The organism is Streptomyces sp. SID14515, from assembly GCF_010548505.1.
GTDB classification, from domain to species: domain Bacteria; phylum Actinomycetota; class Actinomycetes; order Streptomycetales; family Streptomycetaceae; genus Streptomyces; species Streptomyces caviscabies.
This window is the reverse complement of sequence record NZ_JAAGMH010000144.1, coordinates 200543-224666: the sequence shown is the minus strand read 5'-3', so window position 1 is coordinate 224666 and position 24124 is coordinate 200543. Positions and strand designations below refer to the sequence as shown.

The following is a 24124-nucleotide window of genomic DNA, read 5'->3' as shown; positions in this document are numbered from 1 at the left end:
CTACGGGCGGGGTCCGACAACCGCCTCAACCGCATCCAAAGCGCGCGACCACGGGAACGCCTTCGAGTCACCCTGCTTCGGCGGATGCGACTCGTACCCAGCCGGACCATCCAGATACACCACACCCTGCGCCCGCAGATCCGCGACACTCCGGGCCACCGCCGGCTGCGCCCCCTGCGCCCGGTTGAAGTACGGCATCGCCAGCACCGGCACACCCAGGTGCACGCCCTCCGACACCAGACCGAGCGCCACCGTGTCCGCGATCCCATTGCCCCACTTGTTCAGGGACGTGCACGACAACGGGGCCACGAGCATGGCGTCCGCCTTCGGCAGCGCATCCTTCTCACCCGGCAGCTTGTACTGAGACCGCACCCGGTAACCCGTCAACGCCTCCAGCTCGCCTATACGCGGCTCCCACCACCGGGCAGCCGACGGCGTCAGAATCAGGCACACACTCCAACCACGGGCCTGCGCCAAGCGCACCCCCTCGTCGATGTGTTCGGTGGGGCCGGCGGCGCAGGCGATGAGGTACAGGACTCGGGTCATGCCTGGAGTCCACAACGTGTAGCCAGCGCACGCAACTCCCCGCTCGGCTTCGCCGTTGCGCCGACCACGCCCTTCACGAGGTTCACCGTGGCGGGCCTGCCCTTGAACTCCTCCGGCGCCAACCGGGCCGCCTCCACCAACGACTTGGCGGCGGCTTCCTTCTTCCGTGTCAAGAGCTGGGCGCGTGCCATCGTAATCAAATGCCCGGCCCGCCGTTCCGCCTTGAGCCCCTGCACCGCACCACCGTCCAGCCCATCGGCGGCTTCGAGCGCTGACCAGCCGTCCTCGAACCGGGCAAGAACATCCACCCGGTGCAGGCTGACGTTCGTCGGCCCGAAGTTCGTCCAGTCCGCATTCATGTCCGCACCCTGCCGGCCGGCGACCTCTTCGGCCTGATCAACATGTTCCACCGCGTCCCGCACCCGGTCCGGCGTGCGTTCCATCGACGACGCCGAGATCGCCGCCGACAGGTACAACATGCCCAACGTCGACAAGCCGAGCGGACCCGCCGCAGCAAGGTCGTTGTGGAGACGCCGCGCGGACCCTATGGCGAACTCCACGGCAGCAGCTGGCTGGTGCTGGTTCGACAACGACTTCGCCACGCGCCTCGACGCGGCACCGATTGCCACCGGGTCCCCGGCCCGTTCCGCCGCAGCGAGCGCCCGGTCGGCCACCACGGCGGCCGGTGCCGCTGCGGGCTGCCCGTACTTGTGGAGGAACGACGCGGCCAACTGCAATACCCGCGAGTGCAGGACGTGAACCTCCTGCTTGCCCGAAGCAGATGAGGCAGCGGCCTTGCCAGCACCGGTGATGAGGTCGGGGAGGTCGCGGCCGAGCGCACCGTAGTGGCAGGCCTGGAACGCCTCGCAGCAGTACGTCAGGCGCCGCCGCAGCGTGTCCAGGGGAAGTGGCTGGTCGCCGGTGACATCCCGGTACAGGACGTCGATGACAGCGGCAGCCTCGGCTGGCGGACGGCCTGTGGTGGGCGCTGACGGTGTGGTGTCGGTCAAGAGTTGCTCCAGGGGGACGCGCAGGGTTTCGGCCGCCCTGACGAGGACGGACAGGCGCGGGTCCTGTTGGCGTTGCCCGCCTTCGAGGTCTTGGACCCATCGGCGGGTTTGTCCCATGAGCCGGCCGAAGTCGGCCTGGGTGAAGCCTCGCTGCTCGCGCCAGTAGGCGATACGGCGGCCGATGCGGTCAGTGTTCATGTAATGCCCCCGGGTAAGGCACGCAGAGTGCGTGCACACCTCTGTTGTACCGCGGCCTACCGTGCAGAAACAGCAGGTCGTCAACACAGTCAGGGACCGCAATGACCACCAGAGCTTTACCACCTGTCACCAACCTGACCGAGCCGCAGCAGCGCGGCTGGGCCTGCGTCTGGTGCCTCAAGTGGCTCAGTGTTGGAACGGATGAAGATCTCGGCGAGCAGCGTGTCGTTCCCGCCTCGGGTGCCGCGTACAGCTGGTTCCCCCGGGCCTGCGGGGACAAGGCGAAGTGTGCGCAGCGCGAAGAGGGAAGGAAGCGGCTGTGATCTGTGCCCGCTGCGACCGACCGGTCGAACAGCGGACCGCGGTGCGCATCGACCGGTCGGGCTCGATGTCCGGGGCCCACCCGGATGACTGGGTGCACCCGGTGGGGGATCCGGCGTGCCGACCGTATCCGGCCACCACGTCACCGTTGCGGGCCGCACTCCGACACCATGGCCGGTAAGGCCCACCTTGCCCCTGGCCTGGGGTTATACGCGCGGTGACCTGACGGGCGGTCAGTGAAACTGTTGTCGTCGGGCACTAGTTTTTCAGTCAAACATGAGCAACGCTCGATAGTGCTGCTGACTCATGGGTCAGGAGCTGCCGTCATCCCGCTGATCAGCCAAGGAGGTCTCGCGCGTGCACCCGCAACGCTTTGGCGATCATGAGCAGGTGGCTGGTCTTCGACTCTGCCCCGTACTCGATCCGCTGGATCGTGCTGCGGTCTATGCCAGTGGCTTCAGCGAGGCGTTCCTGGGTCATGTCGAGGCGCATGCGGCGGACGCGGACGCGGTCGCCGATGGCCCGGCGGGCATCGAGGATCCACTGGTCGTCTGCGGGGGCGCGACAGCCACGCTCCGCCGAAGATCATCTTATGTCCGCAGCAGGATTGAGGCATTCTTCGATCTTGAAGGATCGGGACCAGCCGGGTCGGTAAGCCTCTTGATCCTCACCAGCCTTGCGACTGTATGGCATATGCCGCCCGACTAGGGATAGCGTGCTGAACTCGAACGAGTGTTCACTCGAACGAGTGAATGACCCGGTCCGCACTGCATCCGTTGAACATGGTGAACGGTCCAACCCCCAAGAACGTGTTGACGGACAGCTTTGGATTGGCCCCCTGAGCCTCCGCCGACACACACGGCCCCCCTCACGGAAAGAGGGGGGCCGTGCTCGTGCCCATGGCCCGAGACGCTGGGTGCTCCGCCGGGATGCGGCCGCAAGGCATTGGTGCGCTGAGCTGCGTGTTTCCGGGTTGGCCTTAGGAGGAATTTAGGAGGTGCAACCCGGTAGGGGAAGCGTATTCAGTGTGCGCCGCAACGTAGGCGAGATGCAGCAGGAGGCGTCGAAAAGGGCCCCGCACCCGGCCTGACCTGGCCGGACGCGGGGCCCGTTACTGGTGGAGAGTGTGCCCCCGGCAGGATTCGAACCTGCGACACCCGCTTTAGGAGAGCGGTGCTCTATCCCCTGAGCTACGAAGGCTGGGGCTTGGAGAAAACCTTGGAGAAAATCCAGTGAATGGATCTTCAACAAGAGCGCCAAGCCCTCTGGTCAGACGTGGTGTGGACCTTGCTGAGCAGCAACGCTGCCCGACATGAGCTACGCCAACGACCGACCAGTGAACAGCGTAGCGGATGGCGATCCACCAGGGGCGCCACGTCTCTTTCCGGCTTGTACGATGGGCTCTGACCAGCATGTTTGTCGCGATCGACGGTGACCGTGCGGTGCTGCCACTCGGAGACGGCGCCGAGGTCCAGGGCCCGGCGGAGCAGGGCGCTCATGGACACGCGCCGAATCCGCTTCAGTTCCATCAGCCTCGGGAGGTCAATACGGGTCTGCGAACGCCTGCCGGATGTCGGCCGCCGGCATCAGGAACTCGGCTGCGAACGAGTCGGCTGCCCTTCCTGCTCGAGCCCGGAACCAGGCTCTGTGTACATGACCAGGTGGCCCAGCCCGTGGGCCACGCTGAACCGACAGCGATCGCCGGGCGCACGATTGTTGATCAGCGGCCCAGGTGCCACGTTCCAGGAGCGACGTACCTGCTGGGCCGCGTCCTTTGTCGTTACGAGGTCATCGATTGCCACTCTGACGAACCCGGGTACAGCGTCTCGGCCACAGCGACGACTTACTGGCGCGCGCCGGCCTCAGCGTCACGGACCGGGGCCGCCCGCGTGAATGACGTGGTCGCGACGGGGGTGCCTCTCCTTTCCGGATCCCGCTCACCCTCGTCGTAACGAGGGGCAGAATCAGGCACGTTGCGGCATGCGATCCGGGGGGAAGTCATGACACACGCGGAGGGTGGGACGAGCGAGGTGCGGACGCCCAAGGCGCTGCATCCGGCTGTCTTACAGCCACGACGAGGACTGGTGGAGGGGAACCGGGGTCGGAACCGTGCTCGTCGGCCGAGCCATCCGACGCCTCGGTACCGGGTGCCGTGGAGTCGCCTTTTACCCTGCACCTCTTGACGATCCTGGCGAGAGTCAGAACGACGGCGGTCGGGAGAACGCACACCAGGCCCTGCGCCGGAGTTGGGAACGTCTCGGCTTCGAGCACTACCGACGGGGCGTGTATGTACTCGATCTCGGCACCGTGACTCTCGAAGGTCCCTCACCTCGTTGACCTGCAGCGGTGTGCTGAGCGTTTCCAGGCGGGAGGTCACGCGTTCTGGGCCAGGCTCTCGATCGCTCGCTGACCTGCGGCGACGAGGTTCTCTCCGCGCCCTACGAAGGCGGGATGTGTGGGAAACGTGCCGGAACGCAGGCCGAACCTTTGCGATGCCGGACATGAGGACCCGTGGAGTTGTCCGGTGCGCGGCCTGCGGCTGCGTACCAGCGCCGGTCCAGCGGGTAGGGGCGGGCCCGTCGCTCTCGAGATGTCCGGGTGGCTCACGGCGGCGGGAGGGCGCGTTGTGGTTCGCGTGGAGGAAACGGAAGGGCGGGAACCCCATGCTGGCAGGTTGCTGCCAGACATGTGAGGAACGTCTCGGATCGCTGGCCGCTTCAGCTCTATCGGTGACCGTTTTCAGATAGGTGCGCGGGACTACCCGTCGCGGCTCGCCGATATGTTTCTACCCTTCGGTGTGGAATGCCGAGGGTTGCGAACTGGGGGAATCAGATGTCCACGATGATGGCGAAGACGCGAGGGCGGTCGATCATCACGCGGCTCGCCGCTCGGGAAAGCGCTCTGGAACGCCGCATGGTTCGGAATCTGGAGCAGGTGGAGACGCGGCTTCGGGAGTGCGTGCGGGAGGCGGACGATCCGCGTTTGGCAGAGGTCGCCGGTCACCTGATCGCGGCCGGCGGGAAACGCATGCGGCCGCTGCTTACTCTGCTCGGGGCGGAGTTCGGCGACCCGCGGTCCGTCGGAGTCATCGACGCGGCCGTGGTCTCCGAACTGGTCCACACGGCCTCGCTGCACCACGACGACGTCATGGACGAGGCTGTGCTCCGCCACGGCGTCACCAGCGTCAACGCCCGCTGGGGCAACACCGCCGCCGTCAGGTCGGGCAACTGGCTGCTCGCCAAGGCCGCTCAGCTGTCGGCCGGTCTGACCTCCGAGGCGATCCCGCTGCAGGCGGAAGCCTCGGAACGACTTGTCCGGGGCCAGATGCGTGAGTTGACCGGCCCGGATTCCACCGAGGAGCGGCTGTACCACTACTTCGGCGTGATCTCCGACAAGTCGGCGTCCCTGATCTCCTTCTCCCTGCGACTTGGTGCGCTCCAGGCGGGTGCGCCCGGTCACGTGGGGGAGACACTCGCGCGGTATGGCGAGCACCTCGGCGTGGCCTTCCAGATATCGGACGATTTCCTCGACATAGCCTCGCCGTCCGGGGACCTCGGCAAGGAGCAGGGCAAAGACCTCGCGGTCGGAGTGGCGGGCCTTCCCGTCCTGCTGGCGCTCGACGACCGGAGTCCGGCGGACAGTGAACTCCGCGAGCTGCTGTCCGACCCCTGGGGGTTGCGGGGGGACCGGCACATCAGGGCGCTCGCGCTGCTTCAGCGGTCCGCGTTCATGGACCGGACACGGGAGATCATGGAAGAGCGGCTCGCCGAGGCGCGTTCGGCGTTGGCGCCGCTGCGGCCGGGTCCGCCGAAGGAGGCCCTGGAAGCCCTGTGTGACTTCGTCGCGACGCGGACGACGTAGGCCAGGAGCGGCCCCCGCCGTCGTCGGCTCACCCGCGTGCGATGTCGCGGGCTCGTTCCACCGACCGCTTGAGCGAGTCGATGGCGGCCTCTCGGTACGGGGCCAGTTGGGGAACGTACCCGGATTTCGTCATCTCGGCGTGCAGGAACAGCAGATCGTCGGCGAGCCCCACCATGCGGAACGCGGCCCGCAGGTAGGGCTCCTGAAAGTCGTCCCGGTGGCGTGGCGAACCCGGCCCGTAAGTCCCGCCGCGCGCCGTCGCCACCACCGTTCGCAGTCCGGAGAGCGGACCCTTGCCGGTCTGCTGGTTCACGATCAGGGGCGGTATGGCGACGCGGTCGAACCAGGCCTTGAAAGAGGAGGGGACGGAGAAGTTGTACATGGGGAGGCTGATCAGCAGCAGGTCGCAGGCGAGGAGTTCGTCGATCAGCTCCCAGCTGTGCTGCCAGCTGCTGGACTCCTCCGCGTCCCGCGCCGCCCGGCGCGCCTGGCCCAGGTCGACGGTGCCCGCCGTTTCGAGTCGGGAGACTATCTCGATCTGAGCGGCGTCGACATGCCGGACGGGTGTGGCTGCCAGGTCACGGTGGACGACCTCGCCCTCCGGGTGGGCCGAACGCCAGGCCTGGGCGAATTCGGTCGAGATCTGGCGTGAGACGGATTCGGGGCGTGCGCTGCAGTCGACGAGGAGCAGTGTGGGCATGCTGGGCGACCTCTCTCCGAAATACGAAGGACGGGTGGTATGTCATTCAACCGGGTAGCGGGCCCTGAAGCACCGGAGCTTCGAGTAACAATCGGCGATGGTCGGCATAAGGGGAATAGACGGTATGAACGGTGCTTGACATACGAAAGCTGGTATTGCTGCGGGCGGTGCAGGCGTGCGGCTCGATCGCCGCAGCGGCCGAAGCGCTCAACTACACACGGTCGGCGGTGTCGCAACAGCTATCCGCCCTCGAATCGGAGACCGGCACGGAACTGCTGGACCGACGGAGCAAGCGCGCCGGGCTGACCGCGGCCGGACGGCTCCTCGTCGAGCACACCGAGCACATCCTCCTGGGTCTGGAGGCGGCGGAGTCCGACCTGCTCGCCATCAATGGCCGGGTCCGCGGGGAACTGCGGGTCGGGGTGCCGTTCCACGAAGGTCCCGCGCTGCTGGTGCCCGCGCTGTCCCGGGTCCGCGAGACCTATCCCGAGCTCAGGATCACTCTGCAGGGTCTCACCGCGGGCGGTGGCCGGGAGGCGGTACGGCTCGGACAGGTCGACCTGGTCCTCGCCATGGGCTACGACGGGGTGACCGAGCCGACGATGCCGGGGCTGCACGAGGAACCGGTGGCCGTCGATAGCGTCCGCCTGGCAATCGGCCCGGAAGCAGTGACCGGCAGGGAGGGGAGCCGCGGCACGCTGCCGGCCACGCTCGCCGAGTACGCGGATTGGCCCTGGGTCCTGGACCCGTCCTCCGGGCTCGGCCGGCTCACCCTGCACGCCTGCGCGGCCGTCGGATTCGCCCCCGATGTGGTGGCCCGCACATCCGATCTGCACGCCACCCTCGGCCTCGTCGCGTTGGGCTGGGGGATCGCCTTGGTACCGGATCTGGTACCCAACCGTCCCGGCTATCCGGTCCGCAGGATCACCCCCTCCGGCCCTCGGCTGATCAGACGCGTGTCCATCGTCGTTCGCCGGGGCGCCCTGTCGAGCCCCGCCGTCTCGGCCGTCCTCGCGGAGGTCCGCAGACAGTCGGGGGACTCGCTCAGGGCGTCGTGAATCCGTTGCGGTCGGCGGTCCCCGACGCTCAGCTCTCGACGAGCTGGCGGAAGGGGACGCTGTCGAAGATGTCCTCCATCACGGTGGCCTTCCCGTCGCGCAGGGTCCACGAGTGGACGAACTTCAGCTCCTTCGTGGTGCCCCGGGTCGACGTCACGTGGCGCACGCCGAACACGACGATGCGATCGCCCGACTCCAGGAACTCACGGGGTTCGATCCGCATGGACTTCAGCACGGTCGGTACGTGGGACAGGAAGCTCCTGACACCGCCGTGGCCGTGTCTCGCGCCGCCCAGGTTGTACTCGGACATGCTGTCGGGGTGGATCCAGCACACGTCGGGCGCCAGGAGGTCCAGGAGGGCCTCGGTGTCCCGCTCGTGGAAGGCCCGGTAGGCGGCTTTGACCAGTTCGAGGTTGGGCGAGGCGACGGCGGTGCGCGCCCGCTCTTCGGCATCGGCGGGCTGCGTCGGCACGACTTGGTCGGACATGGGCATGAGAGTGTCTCCTCGACGTCAGGCGGATCGGCGTACGTACTCGGGGAAATGGGCTGCGAGCGTGCGGCGGATGCCGTCCTGCCAGGTGACCGTGCAGGGGCCGGTCAGCGCGCGCCGCCGGGCCGGGTCGAACCGGTAGGTCTCGCGGGTGACTTCGCTCGGCACCGACGTGGCGGGCACGCCCGTCAGTTCGGCCATGTAGCGCAGGCAGTCGGTGATGCCCACCGATTCGTCGCCGCCCCAGTTGACCAGGGTCGCCGGGGTCGCCGCGGCCCGCCACAGATGGGGAACCTGGGCGACGAGGTCGTCGGTGTGCAGCAGGGAGCACCAGTTCTGCCCGTCCATGGGTACGGGGATCGGCTCGCCCGCGAGCATCCGCTTGAAGTACAGCATGGGCACCCCGCCGTAACCCCCCGGACCGTACGCGATGTTCAGCCGGGCGATCGTGGTGGGGAGGCCGAGTACCCGGCTGAAGGCGCGGACCGCACCCTCTGTCGCGATCTTTCCGACGGGGTAGGCAGGCAGCCAGTCGGCGACTCCGTCGACCGGATCGTCCTCGGTGTACAGGTGGTCGAGGGTCTGGCGCGCGTACAGGGCGCCGGTCGACACGTACAGGAACGCCTCGGCGGTGCGGCAGTGCGTCATGAGCCGGCCGGTGGCCACCGCGTTGACCTCGATGGTCGTGTTGAAGTCACCGTCGTCGCCGCGACGCACCGCGGAGTGGATGACATGGGTGAAGTCCTCGGGCAGGCCCTTCAGCGCGTCCTGGGAGAGGTCTTCCATGTCCCAGCGCCAGGTGGTGATGGACTTCTCGTTGAGTTCGCGCTCGATGCCAGGGGCGCCGAACCGGCCGAGACACCAGACATCGTTGTGCTGGGCGAGTGCTTCCGCCACCGGTCTGGCGACCTGCCCGGTGCCTCCGGTGACGAGGATCTTTCTGCCCTTCAGCATGGTGTCTCCGCTCTCTTCGTGTCGGTGTCGCAGTGGTTCCGCTCGTTCGCGATGCGGTCGGCGTCCGACAGGGCGCGGTCGAGCTCTCGGCGGAAGATCGCCTGGAAGGAGGTGACATGTCGGGGGCCCATCAGCGTGTAGTGCTCACCGGGAACCTCGATGTAGTGGTTGGGCTCGGTCGTGTGCTCGTCCCAGCGGCGCAGTTCGTTGTGGAGCCAGTCCTCCTTGGTGCCGCGCAGTGGAGTCGCGTAGAAGACGCTCATCGACGCCACCGTGCCGCTCGGCCGATAGGACCGCCCGAGGTCCGTGAGGGCATTGGCGATCTCCGACCAGTCGCCGAACCGCTCCTTGGTCAGGTCGAGTTCGGCGAGCCGGTCGCGCGGGGCGATGTCCATCAGGCGCCCGATCTGCTCCTCGGGTGGAAGGCCGCGAAGGTGGGCGGGCAGGTCCAGGGCCTGCTCGCGGCTGATCAGGTTCAGGAAGTAGGCCAGGTTGACCGCGGTCTCGACGAAGTCGAGCTCGTCCATCCGGTACTTGATGTTCGGCGGCAGGTTGATGCTGCCGACGAAGTCGACGCGTTCGCCCTGGCCGCGCAGCACCTTGGCCATCTCGAAGGCGACCGCGCCGCCGAAGGAGTAGCCGGCGAGGGCATACGGACCGCGCGGCTGCCGCGCGCGGACAGCGTCGACGTAGCAGTCGACCATCTGCTCGAAGGTGGTGAAGGGCTTCTCGCCCTTGTTGAAGCCCTTGGCGCGCAGCGCGTAGAAGGGCCGGTCGCCCACGAAGTACTTGGCCAGATTGACGAAGACCAGGACCTCACCGACCCCGGGATGGACGCAGAACAGCGGGGTCTTGGCGCCATGGGTCTGCATCGCCACGATCGGGTCGTACGAGGGCGGGCTCGAGGACGGCTGTTCGCCGAGCCGCGCGGCGAGGGCCCGGACCGTGGGAGCCCTCAGCACGGTGATGATCTCCAGGCCGGTGACGCCCAGGCGCTGGGCGACCTTGCTGCGCAGACGCAGGATGTCGAGTGAGGTGCCGCCGATGTCGAAGAAGCCGGCACTCGCGCTGACTGTGCCGGGCTCGGCGCCGAGGATCTCCGCGTAGATCTCGCACAGGATCCGCTCGGTGTCGTTCTCGGGCGCGTCGTAGCCGCCGAGCATGCGCAGGGTGAGGGCGTCGACGGCACTCCTCCTGCTCTCGTAGGCGCCGGACTCCAGCCGTCGCCGCATGACGGAACGCTGGATCTTGCCCAGGCTGGTCTTGGGGAAGGCGTCCTTCGGCAGCGGCAGGACGAGGAAGGGCCGGAACCCCCAGTGCATCACGACGCTGTTGCGTACGGCTGTGAGCACCTGGTAGAGCGCGGTCTCGTCCCCTTCCGGTACCTCGGGGTGCAGAGCGATCACCAGTTGCTCGGTGTCGGCGCCCGCCGAGCGGGTCGGAAAGGCTGCCACATAGGAGCCTGCGACGCCGGGCAGCTGTTCGAGAGAGGTCTCGATCTCATGGCTGAAGTAGTTGACCCCGTTGATGATGACGCTGTCCTTGCTGCGGCCCACCAGGGAGAGTCGTCCGGCGTCGATCCGGCCCAGGTCGCCGCTGCGGAACCAGCCGTCGGCGGTGAACGCCTCGGCGCTGGCCCGCGGGTTGTTGTAGTAGCCGCTGGTGATCATGGGGCCGATGAGCTGCAGTTCGCCCACCTCCCCGTCGGGCAGCCCCCGGTCGGCCGTGTCGGCGACCCGCATGCGCAGACCGGAGACCGGGGTGCCCAGGGAGGCGAATTCGCTGCCCCGGTCCACTTCGGGGAAGACGGCGCGGGAGTACACGCTGCCGGCGCAGGTCTCGGTCATGCCGAAGGCCGGCCACAGTGCGTCGGAGGCGAGTCCGTACGGGGCGAAGTGGTCGAGGAAGGCTTCCCCGGTGGCGCGGACCACGGCCTCCCCGCCACTGACGATGTGGCGCAGCCGGGACAGATCGAGCTGTTCCTCGTCGGCGTCGAGCCTTTCGGCGGCGGAGTTGAGCTGCCCCAGAAGGAAGTTCGGGGTGAACGTCATGGTCACGCCGTGCCGGGAAACGAGCCGGAGGAACTCCAGCGGCTCGCCGAGGACGACCTGAGGCTCCACGTGCAGTTGGCGGCCGCCGGTGGCCAGGGGGAGCAGGTGGCACTCGAGGAGGGCGGCCACATGGTCGAAGGAGACCCAGTTCAGCGTCGTGTCCGCGGCTGTGAGGCGGTGGTGGCCGTTCTTCCCCGCCATGGACGCGAGCAGGTTGGCGTGGGTGAGGACGACGGCCTTGGAGTTCCCCGTCGAACCCGAGGTCAGCACCAGCAGTGCGATGTCTTCGGGCGCCGCGGTGTACGGTTCGGCCCGTTCCGCCGACGGCAACTGCTCGACGAGGGCGATCGTAAGCCCGTCGACTGCGGGCAGTTCGGCGCCGATGGCCTCGTCGGTGACGATCAGAGGCCCGTCGAGCAGGGTGTTGACGTGGGTCAGCTGGGACGACCATCGCTCGGGGTCGCCGCGCAGTGCCACCATGGGGCACGGGACGAAGCCGCCGAGCACCGCGGCCCAGAACGTGGTGAGGAACTCCCTCGGCCGCTCCAGGATCAGGACGACCTTGTCCCGGGGGCGCAGGCCCCGGGCGCGCAGGCCGACGAGCAGCCGCAGGGCGTCGTCGAGGAGTTCCTGGTGGCTCTGCTCCTGGAACCCGGCGGCTTCGCCGCCGACGCAGTAGCGGATGCCGGATTCGGGATGGTGCTGAGCGGCGTACACGAGCAGGTCGCTGATGCTCCGCTGGGGCGGTGTGTTCACGGTTGTCTCCGTTGCCTGATGGAGTGTCGGGCCTGGCGGGCACACGCCTCGACGGGGTGAGAGCTGCAGGTGTCGTGGCGGGAGGCTCGCGTGGGAACCGCAGAGAGTCCTGTGGGTCTCGCGAGCGGTTGGTCGGGCGGCCTCGTACTCCGTGCTCCGCGGGACTTTGTTCGTGAGGGCGTGAAGGGAGAGAGCTCCTATGCGGGAGTTCGTCATGAGGAATCCATCGGCTGTTCGGCCGTGATTTCCTCAGGAGCCCTGCTGGGAGCCGAAAGAGCATGCGCACCGGTTTGGCCGGTTTGCGCGACTATTGCTGTACTGCCTCTGGATAAACGGGGTCTTCCGCTATGGGTGATGCGTGACGGCGGAGAGGAGTCGCGATGTCTGAAAACCGAAAGTTTCAAGAGTCGGTCCGGTCGGCCGGTGTGGAGCCGAGGTCACTCGAAAAGAGGCTCTTGCACCTTTTGTTCAGACCTGGAGGTGCCGATCCGCTGGGGCTGTCGTGACGGGAGGGAACTTTTTTGCGGGTGAGTGGTGTGCGCGGCGTGTGCTCATGTCGGAAACTTAGACGGCGCCCTGTCCATGGTGCGGAACGGTTGGCCGCTAACGGACAGGGGTGCTACGGATGGTGACGACTACGATGCGGTAACGCGAGAAAAGGGGAACATGAACCGCCGCTTCCACGGTTTCCGTGCAGTTTGCTGACAAGGCTTCGAGTCGTGGCGACGGTGATGTTGAAGAACGTTCTTCATTTAGTCTCATGTTGAACTAAATGCTTAAGCAGGTTGACTGGATGTGATTGCCCGAACTAGTGTCGGAAAAAAGTTTGACAGGGCCTTCTGGGCGTAAGTCAGGAAGGCGAAAAGTGGCTTAGTCACCAGGTTTCTGCACGGCGATCCCGTGACGACCCGATATCGGCAGGAGCCGCTGGGGTCCGGACCTGGTGAACTGACGGGGGGAGCTTGATGTCGGACGTATTACTTCAACGCTTGGCGAGTGGGACCGAGGGGCAGGGAACAGCCGGTCATTCCGCAAGTCTGGAACAGACGCTGCTGCAGGTCAGCGCCTTGATCGATTCAACAGTCCTGCTGCACCGGCAGCGCTCGGTCATGCCGACGCCGGTGGCGCGCACGGGAGGCGTCCCGATCGGCGACGCGCTCGACTCGCTCCTGGGGCGGGCCCGCCACACGGTGTGCGTCGCGATGACCGGAAGCAGCGAGTTCACCGACGCCGTGGCGCGGTCGCTGATCACCATCCCGGCGCAGGTGACGGTGCGCATCCTCTGCACCGCGGCGGCCACCGACTCCTCGCTCGCCCAGCTGGCCCGGCTGGTCCGGCCGACCAGCCGCCGGGTCGAGGTGCAGGTGTCGGAGAGCGAACTGCGCGAGACCCTCGTGGTCGACGGTGTGGTCGCGCTGGTACGCGGGGAGAGGGGAGCCGGGGAACAGGCTGCCGTGGTGAACGACGCCGCCGCGGTCCGCGCCCTCGAACTGCTCTTCGCCGGCGCCTGGTCCCGCGGGCGCAGGCTCGCCGACCACCTTCAACTCAGCCCCCGGCTCCGCACCGAGCTCGCCAGGAACATCCTGGAGCAACTGCGCGCCGGCAACACCGACGAGACGGCGGCACGTGAACTCAGCGTGTCCCTGCGAACCTACCGCCGCTACGTCGCGGAGATCATGCGCGAACTCGATGCGCACTCCCGCTTCCAGGCCGGAGCCCGAGCCGTGGAAGTCGGCTTGCTGACGGAGTAGAGCTCGCTGCTGAGTAGGGATCCGACACGTGGGAACGGCCCGTAGAAGAGTCTGTGCCCGGCGGGCCTCGATGCCAGAGCCAAGGTGGTGGATACGACGTGCTCAACAAGGGAGATGACGAACTGGAGAATGCTCTCCTCGAGGTTCGGGCGCTGATCGAGTCGACGGTCGCTCTTCACAGAGACCGCAATGTCCAGGAGAGTCTGATCTCCAGCCCGGGGAACGACTACGACGCCGTGCTCGACCAGGGACAGCGGCTCATTCGGGCCGCCACCCGCAGCATCGACATCGTGCACGCACGCCAGCTCGCATCCGACGAGCGCTCCGATCGCACCGAGCGACAGCTGATATACGACGCGCGCGAGGACGTGTCCGTGCGGGTGCTGACCAGCCCGGACATGCTTGACGAGAGCTTCGTCCGCGAACAGATGGCCATCGACAAGCCGGTGGCCGTCCGCGTCGCCCGGGTTCCTCCGCTACAGGCGCTCATCGTGGACGGGAACGTCGCACTGGTGGTCGCGGATTCCGCAGTCGGCCGCCGGGCGTCGCTGATCCAGGTGCCGGAGGTGCTCAACACGCTGCAGTCCCTCTTCGAGAACGTGTGGGTCCGGGCGGTTCCCGCCGGCGAGCGCACGATCTTCGGGGACAACTACCGGGCGTCGCTGGCGCGGCAGATACTCGGCGCGCTGCAAGCCGGTGTCACGGATGAGGTGGCGGCCCGTGAACTGAAGATATCCGTGCGCACCTACCGGCGTCATGTCGCGGAGATCATGACCCTGCTCGGGGCGCACTCCCGCTTTCAGGCGGGGGTACGCGCCGCTGAGCTGGGATTGCTGCCACCGGCAGCCAAACCGGGCACGAGGCGGGGCGACCCGTTGGCATTTTCCTGAAAGGTCCGTTGCCGGAGCTCGGTCCGGCGCAGTCTCCTTAGGCGTCAGGAACGGATCCGCCCAGATGGCGGGCCCGTTCTCCGGCGGCCGATTCCCCCGTAGAGCCGTCGGCGCACGAGGCCGGCCATCTGAGCCCAGATGGCCGGCCCTGCGTGCCCCTTGATGAGCGTCGTGCGGAAGGCGGGTTCATGGATCAGGTACCGGTCGGCTTGGTGTTTCCCGGGCAGGGAACGCAGAAGCAGGGAATGGGCGAGGTCTGGCGGGACACCCCCTCCTGGCACCTTGCCGAGGAGATCTCCGAGGTCACGGGAGAAGACCTTCCCGAACTCCTGTTGCGCACACCCCAGGAGCATCTCCGGCGTACCGACCTCGCACAACTCACCGTGTTCACCGTGACGATGATGGCCCACGCCGAAGCGGTACGCGGTGACAGCTTCGGCGGGCCCGTCGTCGCCTGCGCCGGGCACAGTCTCGGTGAGTACGCGGCTCTCGTCGCTTCCGGCGCCCTCGCGGTCACCAGAGCCGCGGCTCTGGTGACCGCGAGGGGTCGTGCCATGCGCGAGGCGGCACTGGCACACGAGGGCAGGATGGGCGCGGTGGTGGGGGTGCCGCCCGAAGAGGTCGCGGCCCTGGCGGACGAGATACGCGGGGAGGGCGGCGAGGTGTGGGTCGCCAACATCAATGCCCCCGCGCAGACCGTGATCTCCGGATCACCCGCATCGGTCGCCGAGTTCGGGGGGCGAGCGCCGGCGATCGGGGCGCGGATGATCGCCATGGAGGTCGGAGGAGCCTTCCACACTCCGTTCATGGCACCCGCCGCCGAGGCACTGGGCCGTGCGCTGCAGGGCACGCCGTTCGCCCCGACGGCCGTTCCGGTGGTGGCCAACGTCGACGCGGCGCCGTACAGGGGCAACGTCGACTGGCCGGCGCTCTGCGTTCGGCAGCTCACCTCTCCGGTGCTGTGGGAGCAGAGCGTGCGGACCCTCACCGGACAGCTCGGCTGCCGCCGGTTCGTCGAGCTCGGGCCGGGCCGGACGCTGGCCGGGCTGATCCGCCGCATCGACCGGAACGTGGAGGTCGTCTCCTCGGACGTCTCCGGAGCGCTTCTCACCCGACGGGTGAGTGAACGATGAGCGTCACGGCGGAGCACCGGCCGCGAGGGATCAGCGGGATCGGGGTGCTCGACAAGGCATCGGTCCTCCTGGAAGTGGTGGAGAAGGGGCCGGCGACGCTGGCGGAGCTGGTGGCCGACAGCGGGTTCGCGCGCCCGACCGTGCACCGGATCGCGCTCGGCCTGGAGCATATCGGGCTGTTCACCCGGGACTTCAAGGGCCGATTCGTCCTCGGCCCGAGGCTCGGCACCATGGCGGCCGAGGTGCAGCGCGACCGGTTGGTCAGGGTGGCGCCGCCCGTCCTGGCGGAGCTGCGGGAGCGGACCGGGTTCGACGCCCGGCTGTTCCGGCGCAGTGGAGCCATGCAGCTCTGCATCTCCTCCTCCGTGGATGCCTCCGGTGGCAGGGAGGACCTGCCGGTCGGCATGGCGCGTTCGCTCAAGGCGGGGCCGGTTGCCCAGGTCCTGCTCGCCTGGGAGGAGCCCCGGGAGCTGTACGAGGGGCTGCGCAGCGCCCGCTTCACCGGTGCTCAGCTCACTCTCGTACGCAGTCGCGGCTGGGTGCACGGCCCTGAGGCGATCATCCCGGGGGCCGTCTCGATTGCGGTGCCGGTACGTGCCGTGGGGAAGCGGGTGGTGGCCGCGCTGGCTCTCACCGGTCCGTGTTTCCGGATGCCCGCGACCCCGAACCGGTTGCTGCTCGGTGCGCTGATCGACGCGGCGGGCCGGCTCGGTGACCTGATGGCGAAACCCGGGTCCGCCGGCCGGGCATGGGCCCGGTAGCCGATCGACCGCGAGTGCCACGGGCGAGTTCGGTGTCGGAGCAGTGGGAGCCGGGTGAGGGCCGGTGGCTTCTCCTGGTGGAGAACCGGGGTGGCGCCGACGAGCCGGACGGCTTCCGGAGGATGGCCGTCACCGAGGCCATGTCGAGGAGACCGGTGGTGCTGCTTCTGGTCGAGGAAGGCGTGGCGCTGGCCGTTCCGGGGAGCGACTCCGCTCTCGACCGGTTTCAGCGAGCAGGCGGACGACTGGCCGCCGACCGCCACTCCCTGGCGCGGCGCGGTCTGGACAGGGCTTCGCTGCGCGTCGGGACGCGGGTGACCGACCTGGGCGAGGTGGCGGGCTGGGTTCTCGACCGTGCTGTGCGCGTGGTGTGGCACTGACCCGTCATTGAAACGCCCCACCGCATTCTTCCTTTTCTCTTTTCTCGACCTCGCAGTTTCTCATTCGGAGCGGGCGGGAGTGAAAACACGTCGCCGGGTGGGCGGAGGGCTTCCATGCCAGTCGGACCTGACCATATGAGGAGTTGGCAATGACGATGCAGGACCGGGTGAGTGAGCTCGGGCTTATCCGCGACGAGGTTCTCGAAGGTGCGGCGCCGGCCACGGCCGCCCAGCACGCCAAGGGGAAGCTCACCGCGCGTGAACGCCTTGCGCTCCTTTTCGACAAGGGTTCTTTCACTGAAACCGAGCAATTGCGCAGACACCGGGCGACGGGCTTCGGCCTGGAGGCGAAGAGGCCGTACACCGACGGCGTGGTGACGGGGTGGGGCAAGGTGGAGGGCCGCACGGTCTTCGCCTTCGCCCACGATTTCCGGATCTTCGGCGGGGCGCTGGGCGAGGCGCACGCCACGAAGATCCACAAGATCATGGACATGGCCATCTCGGCGGGTGCTCCGCTGGTGTCGTTGAACGACGGCGCGGGGGCCCGTATCCAGGAGGGTGTCTCCGCGCTCGCCGGTTACGGCGGGATCTTCCAGCGCAACACGCGTGCTTCGGGTGTTATCCCGCAGATCAGTGTGATGCTCGGTCCGTGCGCGGGCGGTGCGGCCTACAGCCCGGCGCTGACCGACTTCGTGTTCATGGTCCGTGAGACCTCGCAGATGTTCATCACCGGACCGGACGTCGTGAAGGCGGTCACCGGCGAGGAGATCACCCAGAACGGCCTCGGCGGCGCGGACGTGCACGCCGAGGTCTCCGGCGTCGCGCACTTCGCGTACGACGACGAGGAGAGCTGCCTGGCCGAGGTCCGGTATCTGCTGTCCATGCTGCCGGCCAACAACCGTGAGATGCCGCCGGCCGCGCGCGCGGACGATCCGGCCGACCGGCGGTGCGAGCGGCTGTTGGAACTGGTGCCGCTCGACGGCGGGCGCCCGTACGACATGCACGAGGTGATCACCGAAATCGTGGACGACGGCGAGTACATGGAGGTGCACGAACGCTGGGCCACCAGCGTCATCACGGCCCTCGCCCGCCTGGACGGCCACGTGGTCGGTGTCGTCGCCAACCAGCCCCAGTCCTTCGCCGGCGTGCTCGACATCCCCTCCTCGGAGAAGGCCGCGCGCTTCGTCCAGATGTGCGACGCGTTCAACATTCCGCTGGTCACCCTGGTCGATGTACCCGGGTTCCTGCCAGGCGTCGACCAGGAGCACGGGGGGATCATCCGGCACGGGGCCAAGCTCCTGTACGCCTACTGCAACGCCACCGTTCCCCGGGTGCAGGTGATTCTGCGCAAGGCGTACGGCGGCGCGTACATCGTGATGGACTCCCGTTCCATCGGCACCGATCTCTCCCTGGCCTGGCCGACCAACGAGATCGCGGTCATGGGGGCGGAGGGCGCGGCCAACGTGGTCTTCCGACGGCAGATCCAGGCGGCCGACGACCCCGAAGCGGTACGCGAGCAGCTGGTCAAGGAGTACAAGTCCGAGCTGATGCATCCGTACTACGCGGCGGAACGCGGCCTCGTGGACGATGTGATCGACCCCGCCGACACCCGCTCCGCGTTGGTCGGCGCCCTGGCCATGCTGCGCACGAAGCACGCTGCGCTGCCCTCCCGCAAACACGGCAACCCCCCGGTGTAGAGGAGACCGCCATGTCGGCTTCAGCATTCGACGGGCCTCTTGGCCCCAGCCTGCTCAAAATCATCAGAGGAGCCCCCTCCGCGGAGGAACTCGCTGCCGTGACCGCACTGGTCACCGCCCTGTCGAGTGCAGCCCGGGCCGAAGCGGACGGCGAGCCGGAGCCGGAGCCGGCCGACTGGAACCGCGCCACGACCTTCTCGCAGGTCTCCTGGATGGCGGCCGGGCACCGGGCTGGCAGGTAGCTGTCAGCTTCGTTGTCGCCTCTCGACTTGCCCATCAATCATCAAATAGCGGTGTGAACGAGTCATACGGAACCGGGCCGCGACGTCAGGAGGCTGCTCGTGCTTCAGGTGGTGTTCCGCATCCTGGGGCCGTTGGACATCAGCGTCGGAGGGCAGGCGGTCGTTCTCACCGGCGCCCGTCGGCGCACCATCATGTCGATGCTGCTCCTCAACCCCGACCGGGTGGTCTCGGTCGACGAACTGGCCGACGCCGTCTGGCACGGGGCTCCTCCCTCGACCGCCCGCAACCAGGTCGCGATCTGCGTCTCGGCACTGCGCAAGACGCTCAAGGCCGCCGCGAGGTCGGACGACATGCTGGTCACCAGCCACCCCGGCTACATGCTGTTCACCGGGGACCACCGCATCGACGCCGTCGAGTTCGAGGAGCGGGTCGCTCTGGGCCGGGCCGCAGCGCGCAGCGGTGGTCGCGAGGAGGCATGTGCCCGCTTCGACGAGGCCCTGGCCATGTGGCGCGGGCCCGCCCTCGACGGAATCTCGGCCGGCCGTGCCGAGGCCGCGGCGGCCCGACTGACCGAGATGCGCCTCGACGTGTACGAGGAGTACATGGGGCTGCGCCTGGAGCTGGGGCAGCACCGGGAGGTGATGAGCGAACTGGCCTCCTTCGTGCGCGAACACCCGCTGAGAGAGCAGGCGATGGCGCACCTGATGCTCGCTCAGTACCGGTCCGGACGGCGGGCCGAGGCGATGGAGACCTACCGTGAGGGCTACCGGTTCCTCACCGACGAGCTCGGTATCGATCCCGGCCCCCGGCTCCGGGAGCTGCACGAGGAGATCCTCGCCGACTCCCCGCGGCTCAGTCTTCCCGACGAATCGGCCACGTCCACCCCCGCGACGGTCGCACCCGCCCAGCTTCCCGCGGGAACAGCGGCCTTCACCGGTCGCCATAACGAACTCGCGACGCTGGACACGCTGCTGGACCATGTCGACGCATCGGCACTGCCCGTCGGATCGGTTACCGGCATCGGAGGGGTCGGCAAGACCGCGCTGGCCGTCCGCTGGGCGCTGCAGGTCGCCGGCCGGTTCCCCGATGGCCAGCTCTTCGCGGACATGCGCGGCTACGACGAGGAGGCGCCGCGCTCTCCCGCCGCCGTGCTCGACCGGTTCCTGCGCGCCCTCGGTGTGCCCGTACCTGAGATTCCCGCGGACCTCAACGAGCGGGCTGCGCTCTTCCGCAGCGTCCTCGACGGCCGGCGCGTTCTGATCGTCCTCGACAACGCGCGCTCCTTCCGGCAGATACGTCCCCTGCTGCCCGGCTCCGGCCGCTGCTGCGTCCTGGTCACCAGCCGGGATCCCATGGGCGGCGCGCTCGCCGGTGACTATGCCTTCGTACCGCTGCACCTCGGCGCGCTGGGACAGGACGAAGCCATAGCGCTGCTCTCCAGGGTCGCCACAGACGGCAGGCTGAGTGCCGAGCCCGTGGCGGCGGCCCGGCTCAGCGCCCTGTGCGACCGGCTGCCCCTCGCCCTGCGCATCGCTGCCGCCCGGCTCGCGGCCAAGCCCCACTGGTCGGTCCGGACCCTGGTTTCGCGCCTGGAGGACCAGCACCGGAGGCTGGACGAACTGAGTCCGGACGAGCGCGGTGTCCGGGCCGGCCTCCGGCTGAGCTACCGCGACCTGCCCGCTTCCACAGCCCGGATGTTCCGGCTGCTCGGCTCCTTGAACGTGCCCGACTTCGCTTCCTGGGCCGGCGCCGCGCTCCTCGACATCGATCTGATCGACGCGGAGGACCTGATCGAGGAACTCGTCGATGCCCAGATGCTGGTGCCGCTCTCCTCCGCCACCAGCCATGTGCGCTACCGATTCCAGGGGCTTCCCCGGCTGTTCGCCCGTGAACTGGCGCTCTCCGAGGACAGCGAGGACGAGCGCCGCGCCGCGCTGCGGCGAGTGTCCGGGGCGTGGTTGAGTCTCGCCTCGGAAGCCCATCGGAAGATCTACGGCGGGGACTACACCATCATCCACGGCCCGGCCCCCCTGCATCCGCTGCCCGCACAGCTGTCGGAGAACCTGCTCACGGACCCGATGGAGTGGTTCGAGAGCGAGCGCGCCTCACTGACCGGCCTGGTGGACCAGACGGCGCGGGAGGGCGAGGCGGCGTTCGCCTGGGACCTGGCGTTGACCAGCGTGACCCTCCTGCAGAACCGCAACTACCTGGAGGACTGGCGCTTCTGCTGCGACCGGGCGCTGGCCGCTGCCCGGGCGGCCGGCGACCGGCTCGGCGAGGCCGTGATGCTGCACTCGCTCGGCACACTGGAGATCGTGTGCTGGGAGTACGAGGCGGCCTCCCGCCATCTCGACCTCGCGCTGTGCCTTTTCGAGGAGGTGGGGGAGGAGCTGGGCGCGCGCGGGAAGAAGGGGCGGGCCCTGGTCCTTCGCAACCTGGCGCTGTGCGAACGCCACCGTGGGGACCTGGACGCGGCGCGGGAGCTGGGGTACTGCTCACTGGAGCTCTTCCGGGAGGTGGGCGATCACTACGCGGTGGCTCATCTGCTGGGCCTTTTGGCCCAGATCGAATTGGAGCGGGGGGATTCGCAGGCGAGTCTGATGCTGTCCGCCGAGGCGGTTGCCAGGAGCCGTGGCCTGGGGACCGTTCGGGGAGAAGCGCAGAGCACCGTCCGTCTCGCCGAGGTACTGATCCACCGAAGGGAGGGCGAACGGGCGGAGGAAGCCTGTCGCAGGGCGCTGGAACTCGTACGAGCCAGTGGCGATCTGCGCGGGGAGGCCCATGCCCTGCGGGCCCTGGGCGAGGCGTTGTGGTGTCAGGAGAGGAACGCGGAAGCGGAAGTGGTGCTCGACCTGGCCGTGTCGGTCGCCGGCCAGGTGCCGGACCACTACCTGGAGGCCAGAGCCGGGCTGACCCTCGGCCAGGTGCGTACCGCGCTCGGTGACCGGGCCGGGGCCGCGGCCTGCTTCAAGGTGGCGGGCGACCTCTTCGCCGAGATCGGGACTGTGTCCTGGCGGGACCGGACGAGCCGGCTGCTGACGTCGCTCGGCGATCAGGACCTGGCCCCGCCGACGGACCTCATCGAGCTGGTCGGGCCCTGAGGGGCCGCGACACGGCCGGGATCAGGTCCACGGGTCGTCCGCGGCGGCCCTCGCGACGACGCGGTCCGCCGCCGAGTCCGTGAGCGCGGTGGCCGGGGTAACCGTACCCACGACGAGCAGAAGTGTCGCGCCGGTCGCGGCGACCGCCTTGGCCGAGGTGATGACGAAGCGCTGCACGACACTCTCCTTCTGCTCTACGGGCCGCCGTGGTACAGGGCCCCGCCGGATGCCGTGAAGATTACGAGGGCGGCTTGTTCCGGCGGTTTCGTCTCGCTTTCGTGAGCGCGAAAGCGCTCCGATAGCCGTGGAAAAGACCAGGTCAGTAGTCTTCTGCGGCAGATGGCTCAGCATCCGGAGCGGGCTGCGCGGCGAGGAGGAGGCCATGGACTTCACCATCCTCGGTGCGGTTTCGGCCGCATCCGACGGGCGTCCGATCGCACTCGCCGGCGGCAAGCAGCGCACCGTTCTCGCCGCCCTGCTACTGGCCCGCGGCGGTGTCCTGACGGATGAGCGGCTCACCACCCTGGTGTGGGGCTGGGAGCCGCCGCCGACCAGTACCAGCCAGCTCTACACCTACGTTTCGCGACTGCGCACCCGCATGGAACCCGGGATCGCCCTGGAGCGCAGCGGTCCCGGGTACCGGATGGACATCGGTGAGGCCACACTCGACTGGGACTCCTTCCGGGACCTGGCACAGGCGGGCGACGCCGACCTCCGGGCCGGACGGTTTGCCGACGCCGAACGCCGGCTGGCGGCGGCCCTCGCCCTCTGGAAGGGGCCGGCGCTCACGGGCGTCACCGAGCAACTCGCCCTGACCGAGGCTCCCCGGATGGAGGAGGCCCGGCTGTCCGCGGTCGAGCACCACGCGGAGGCGGCGCTCGCCCTCGGCCGGCACGCCGAGATCGTCTCCGGTCTGACCCGCCAGGTCACCCTCCACCCGCTGCGGGAGCGGCTGCGCGGTCATCTGATGACCGCTCTGTACCGCTGCGGCCGGCAGCCCGACGCGCTCGAACTGTACGAGGAGGGGCGTCGTACCCTCGCCGAGGAGCTGGGCATCGATCCGGGCAGGGCGTTGCGCACGCTCCATGAGGAAATCCTCGGAGGCATACTCGCCCCGCCTGCCTCACCGGAGCCGGAGCACAGCGTCCCGGCCGGTCCGGCGGTAATGGGCCAGGACCGGAGTGCCCCTGTGCCGGCGCTTCTCCCCGCCCCGGTACGCGACTTCACGGGCAGGGACACCGAGGTGGAGCAGGTGTTCGCTGCTCTGCGCGCGCACCAGGACGTGGTGATCACCGGCGCGCCGGGGACGGGCACGTCGGCACTGGCCCTCCACACGGCGGGACGCGGTCGCGACGCCTTTCCCGACGGCCAGCTCTACGCGGACCTGCGGACCGATGGAGGCGCGCGCGAACCGCGGGTGGTTCTCGGTTGGTTCCTGCGCGCCCTGGGACACGACCCCGACCGGTTGCCCGAAACCGTCGACGAACGCGCGCAGCTCTACCGGACGTTGCTGGCCGGACGACGGATGCTGATCGTCCTCGACAACGCGACCGACGACGCGCAGGTACGCCCGCTGCTGCCTGGTTGCGGGCAGAGCCGCACCGTCGTCACGGGCGGACGCGCCCAGTTGGCCTCGCTGGAGGGAACGAGGCTGGTCCGGCTCGGCCCGCTGAGTCCGGGTGACGCCGTACGGCTGCTCGCGGCGGTCATGGGGCCCGCCCGGATCGGGGAGGACCCCGAGGCGATCGTCCGCATCGCCGAGTTCTGCGACCGCCTGCCGCTCGCCCTGCGGATCGCCGCGGCCCGGCTCGTCGTCCGTCCCCAGTGGTCCACCACCCGGTTCGCCTCCCGTCTGGAGCAGGAGGAACGACGTCTGGCGGAACTGAGGCTGGGCAGCCTCGATGTCGGCGCGGGGTTGCGGCGCGCCCTGGACGAGCTGCCGCCCCGCCTCGCCGAAGCACTGGTCACCCTGACGGCCAACGGGCCCCAGCAGTTCACTGCTCCCGCCGCGGCCACTGTTCTCGGCACCGGGACCGATGACGCCGAGGAACTCCTGGAGCAGTTGTCCGACGCCTGTCTGCTGGACAGCCGGGGCGCCGGCGACGCCTGGCCGTGCTACCGCTTCCCGTCCCTCGTCCGGCTCTTCGGCCGCGAGCTGAGCCGCCCGGCTCTTCTGGCCGCCTGACGTCGCGGGGCCCGCCCCGGTGGGGAGTGCGGGCCCCG

Annotated in this window: 20 protein-coding genes and 1 tRNA gene; 12 read left to right on the top strand and 9 right to left on the bottom strand. The window is 68.6% G+C overall.

The genetic code is table 11. From position 1 onward, the window contains the following. Both G3I54_RS35895 and G3I54_RS35890 read right to left on the bottom strand, forming a co-directional pair. Complete coding sequence (locus G3I54_RS35895) at positions 1-546, bottom strand: flavoprotein (protein ID WP_164621020.1); 546 nt, start codon at positions 544-546, stop codon at positions 1-3. Then, entirely contained in the window at positions 543-1754 is a 1212-nt protein-coding gene (locus G3I54_RS35890; protein ID WP_164621018.1) for a helix-turn-helix transcriptional regulator, read from the bottom strand. The genes G3I54_RS35895 and G3I54_RS35890 overlap by 4 nt, the downstream gene beginning before the upstream one ends. A gap of 101 nt (positions 1755-1855) precedes the next feature. On the opposite strand from G3I54_RS35890, the gene G3I54_RS35885 reads away from it, so the two are divergent. Further along, entirely contained in the window at positions 1856-2077 is a 222-nt protein-coding gene (locus G3I54_RS35885) for a hypothetical protein (protein ID WP_164621016.1), read from the top strand. Positions 2078-2411: 334 nt separating this feature from the next. Here the strand turns inward: G3I54_RS35885 and G3I54_RS35880 are convergent, their stop codons facing one another. Both G3I54_RS35880 and G3I54_RS35875 read right to left on the bottom strand, forming a co-directional pair. Next, a complete protein-coding gene (locus G3I54_RS35880; protein ID WP_164621416.1) occupies positions 2412-2615 on the bottom strand; it encodes a helix-turn-helix transcriptional regulator in 204 nt (67 codons plus the stop codon). Positions 2616-3202: 587 nt separating this feature from the next. Continuing rightward, positions 3203-3275, bottom strand: a tRNA-Arg gene (locus G3I54_RS35875). A 1782-nt stretch (positions 3276-5057) separates the two neighbouring features. On the opposite strand from G3I54_RS35875, the gene G3I54_RS35870 reads away from it, so the two are divergent. Then, a complete protein-coding gene (locus G3I54_RS35870) occupies positions 5058-5936 on the top strand; it encodes a polyprenyl synthetase family protein (protein WP_239144736.1) in 879 nt (292 codons plus the stop codon). A gap of 28 nt (positions 5937-5964) precedes the next feature. Here the strand turns inward: G3I54_RS35870 and G3I54_RS35865 are convergent, their stop codons facing one another. Next, on the bottom strand, positions 5965-6636 hold the full coding sequence (locus G3I54_RS35865; protein ID WP_164621011.1) for an NAD(P)H-dependent oxidoreductase: 672 nt from the start codon (positions 6634-6636) through the stop codon (positions 5965-5967). A 131-nt stretch (positions 6637-6767) separates the two neighbouring features. Here G3I54_RS35865 and G3I54_RS35860 point away from each other — a divergent pair, with 131 nt between their 5' ends. Further along, entirely contained in the window at positions 6768-7694 is a 927-nt protein-coding gene (locus G3I54_RS35860; RefSeq protein ID WP_164621009.1) for a LysR family transcriptional regulator, read from the top strand. 28 nt (positions 7695-7722) lie between these two features. On the opposite strand, the gene G3I54_RS35855 is transcribed toward G3I54_RS35860, so the two are convergent. The 3 genes from G3I54_RS35855 to G3I54_RS35845 are packed head-to-tail and all read right to left on the bottom strand — an operon-like array spanning position 7723 to position 11945. Next, a complete protein-coding gene (locus G3I54_RS35855; RefSeq protein ID WP_164621007.1) occupies positions 7723-8181 on the bottom strand; it encodes a nuclear transport factor 2 family protein in 459 nt (152 codons plus the stop codon). 24 nt (positions 8182-8205) lie between these two features. Then, positions 8206-9138 carry an NAD(P)-dependent oxidoreductase gene (locus G3I54_RS35850; RefSeq protein ID WP_164621006.1) on the bottom strand — a complete coding sequence of 311 codons (933 nt, stop codon included), beginning with the start codon at positions 9136-9138 and terminating at the stop codon, positions 8206-8208. Further along, entirely contained in the window at positions 9132-11945 is a 2814-nt protein-coding gene (locus G3I54_RS35845) for a non-ribosomal peptide synthetase (protein ID WP_343240506.1), read from the bottom strand. The genes G3I54_RS35850 and G3I54_RS35845 overlap by 7 nt, the downstream gene beginning before the upstream one ends. Positions 11946-13012: 1067 nt before the next feature. Between G3I54_RS35845 and G3I54_RS35840 the strand changes: the two genes are divergently transcribed. The 8 genes from G3I54_RS35840 (at position 13013) to G3I54_RS35805 (ending at position 21901) form a co-directional block, all read left to right on the top strand. Further along, positions 13013-13696, top strand: a complete 684-nt coding sequence (locus tag G3I54_RS35840; RefSeq protein ID WP_239144735.1) for a LuxR C-terminal-related transcriptional regulator — start codon at positions 13013-13015, stop codon at positions 13694-13696. Positions 13697-13794: 98 nt separating this feature from the next. Further along, positions 13795-14586, top strand: a complete 792-nt coding sequence (locus tag G3I54_RS35835) for a LuxR family transcriptional regulator (RefSeq protein ID WP_164621000.1) — start codon at positions 13795-13797, stop codon at positions 14584-14586. A gap of 188 nt (positions 14587-14774) precedes the next feature. After that, a complete protein-coding gene (locus G3I54_RS35830; RefSeq protein ID WP_164620998.1) occupies positions 14775-15719 on the top strand; it encodes an ACP S-malonyltransferase in 945 nt (314 codons plus the stop codon). Beyond that, positions 15716-16480 carry an IclR family transcriptional regulator C-terminal domain-containing protein gene (locus tag G3I54_RS35825; protein ID WP_164620996.1) on the top strand — a complete coding sequence of 255 codons (765 nt, stop codon included), beginning with the start codon at positions 15716-15718 and terminating at the stop codon, positions 16478-16480. Before G3I54_RS35830 ends, G3I54_RS35825 begins: the two co-directional genes overlap by 4 nt. A gap of 32 nt (positions 16481-16512) precedes the next feature. After that, complete coding sequence (locus G3I54_RS35820; RefSeq protein ID WP_164620994.1) at positions 16513-16860, top strand: hypothetical protein; 348 nt, start codon at positions 16513-16515, stop codon at positions 16858-16860. Positions 16861-17009: 149 nt separating this feature from the next. Continuing rightward, positions 17010-18557 carry an acyl-CoA carboxylase subunit beta gene (locus tag G3I54_RS35815; RefSeq protein WP_164620992.1) on the top strand — a complete coding sequence of 516 codons (1548 nt, stop codon included), beginning with the start codon at positions 17010-17012 and terminating at the stop codon, positions 18555-18557. An 11-nt stretch (positions 18558-18568) separates the two neighbouring features. After that, a complete protein-coding gene (locus G3I54_RS35810; RefSeq protein ID WP_164620991.1) occupies positions 18569-18799 on the top strand; it encodes an acyl-CoA carboxylase subunit epsilon in 231 nt (76 codons plus the stop codon). Positions 18800-18898: 99 nt separating this feature from the next. Further along, positions 18899-21901, top strand: coding sequence for a BTAD domain-containing putative transcriptional regulator (locus G3I54_RS35805; protein WP_164620989.1), 3003 nt, complete (start codon positions 18899-18901; stop codon positions 21899-21901). 21 nt (positions 21902-21922) lie between these two features. Here the strand turns inward: G3I54_RS35805 and G3I54_RS35800 are convergent, their stop codons facing one another. Continuing rightward, positions 21923-22078, bottom strand: a complete 156-nt coding sequence (locus tag G3I54_RS35800; protein ID WP_164620987.1) for a hypothetical protein — start codon at positions 22076-22078, stop codon at positions 21923-21925. Positions 22079-22283: 205 nt separating this feature from the next. On the opposite strand from G3I54_RS35800, the gene G3I54_RS35795 reads away from it, so the two are divergent. Continuing rightward, positions 22284-24086: a BTAD domain-containing putative transcriptional regulator gene (locus G3I54_RS35795; protein ID WP_164620986.1), complete on the top strand. Its 1803-nt coding sequence runs from the start codon at positions 22284-22286 to the stop codon at positions 24084-24086. The last annotated feature ends 38 nt before the right edge of the window (positions 24087-24124 follow it).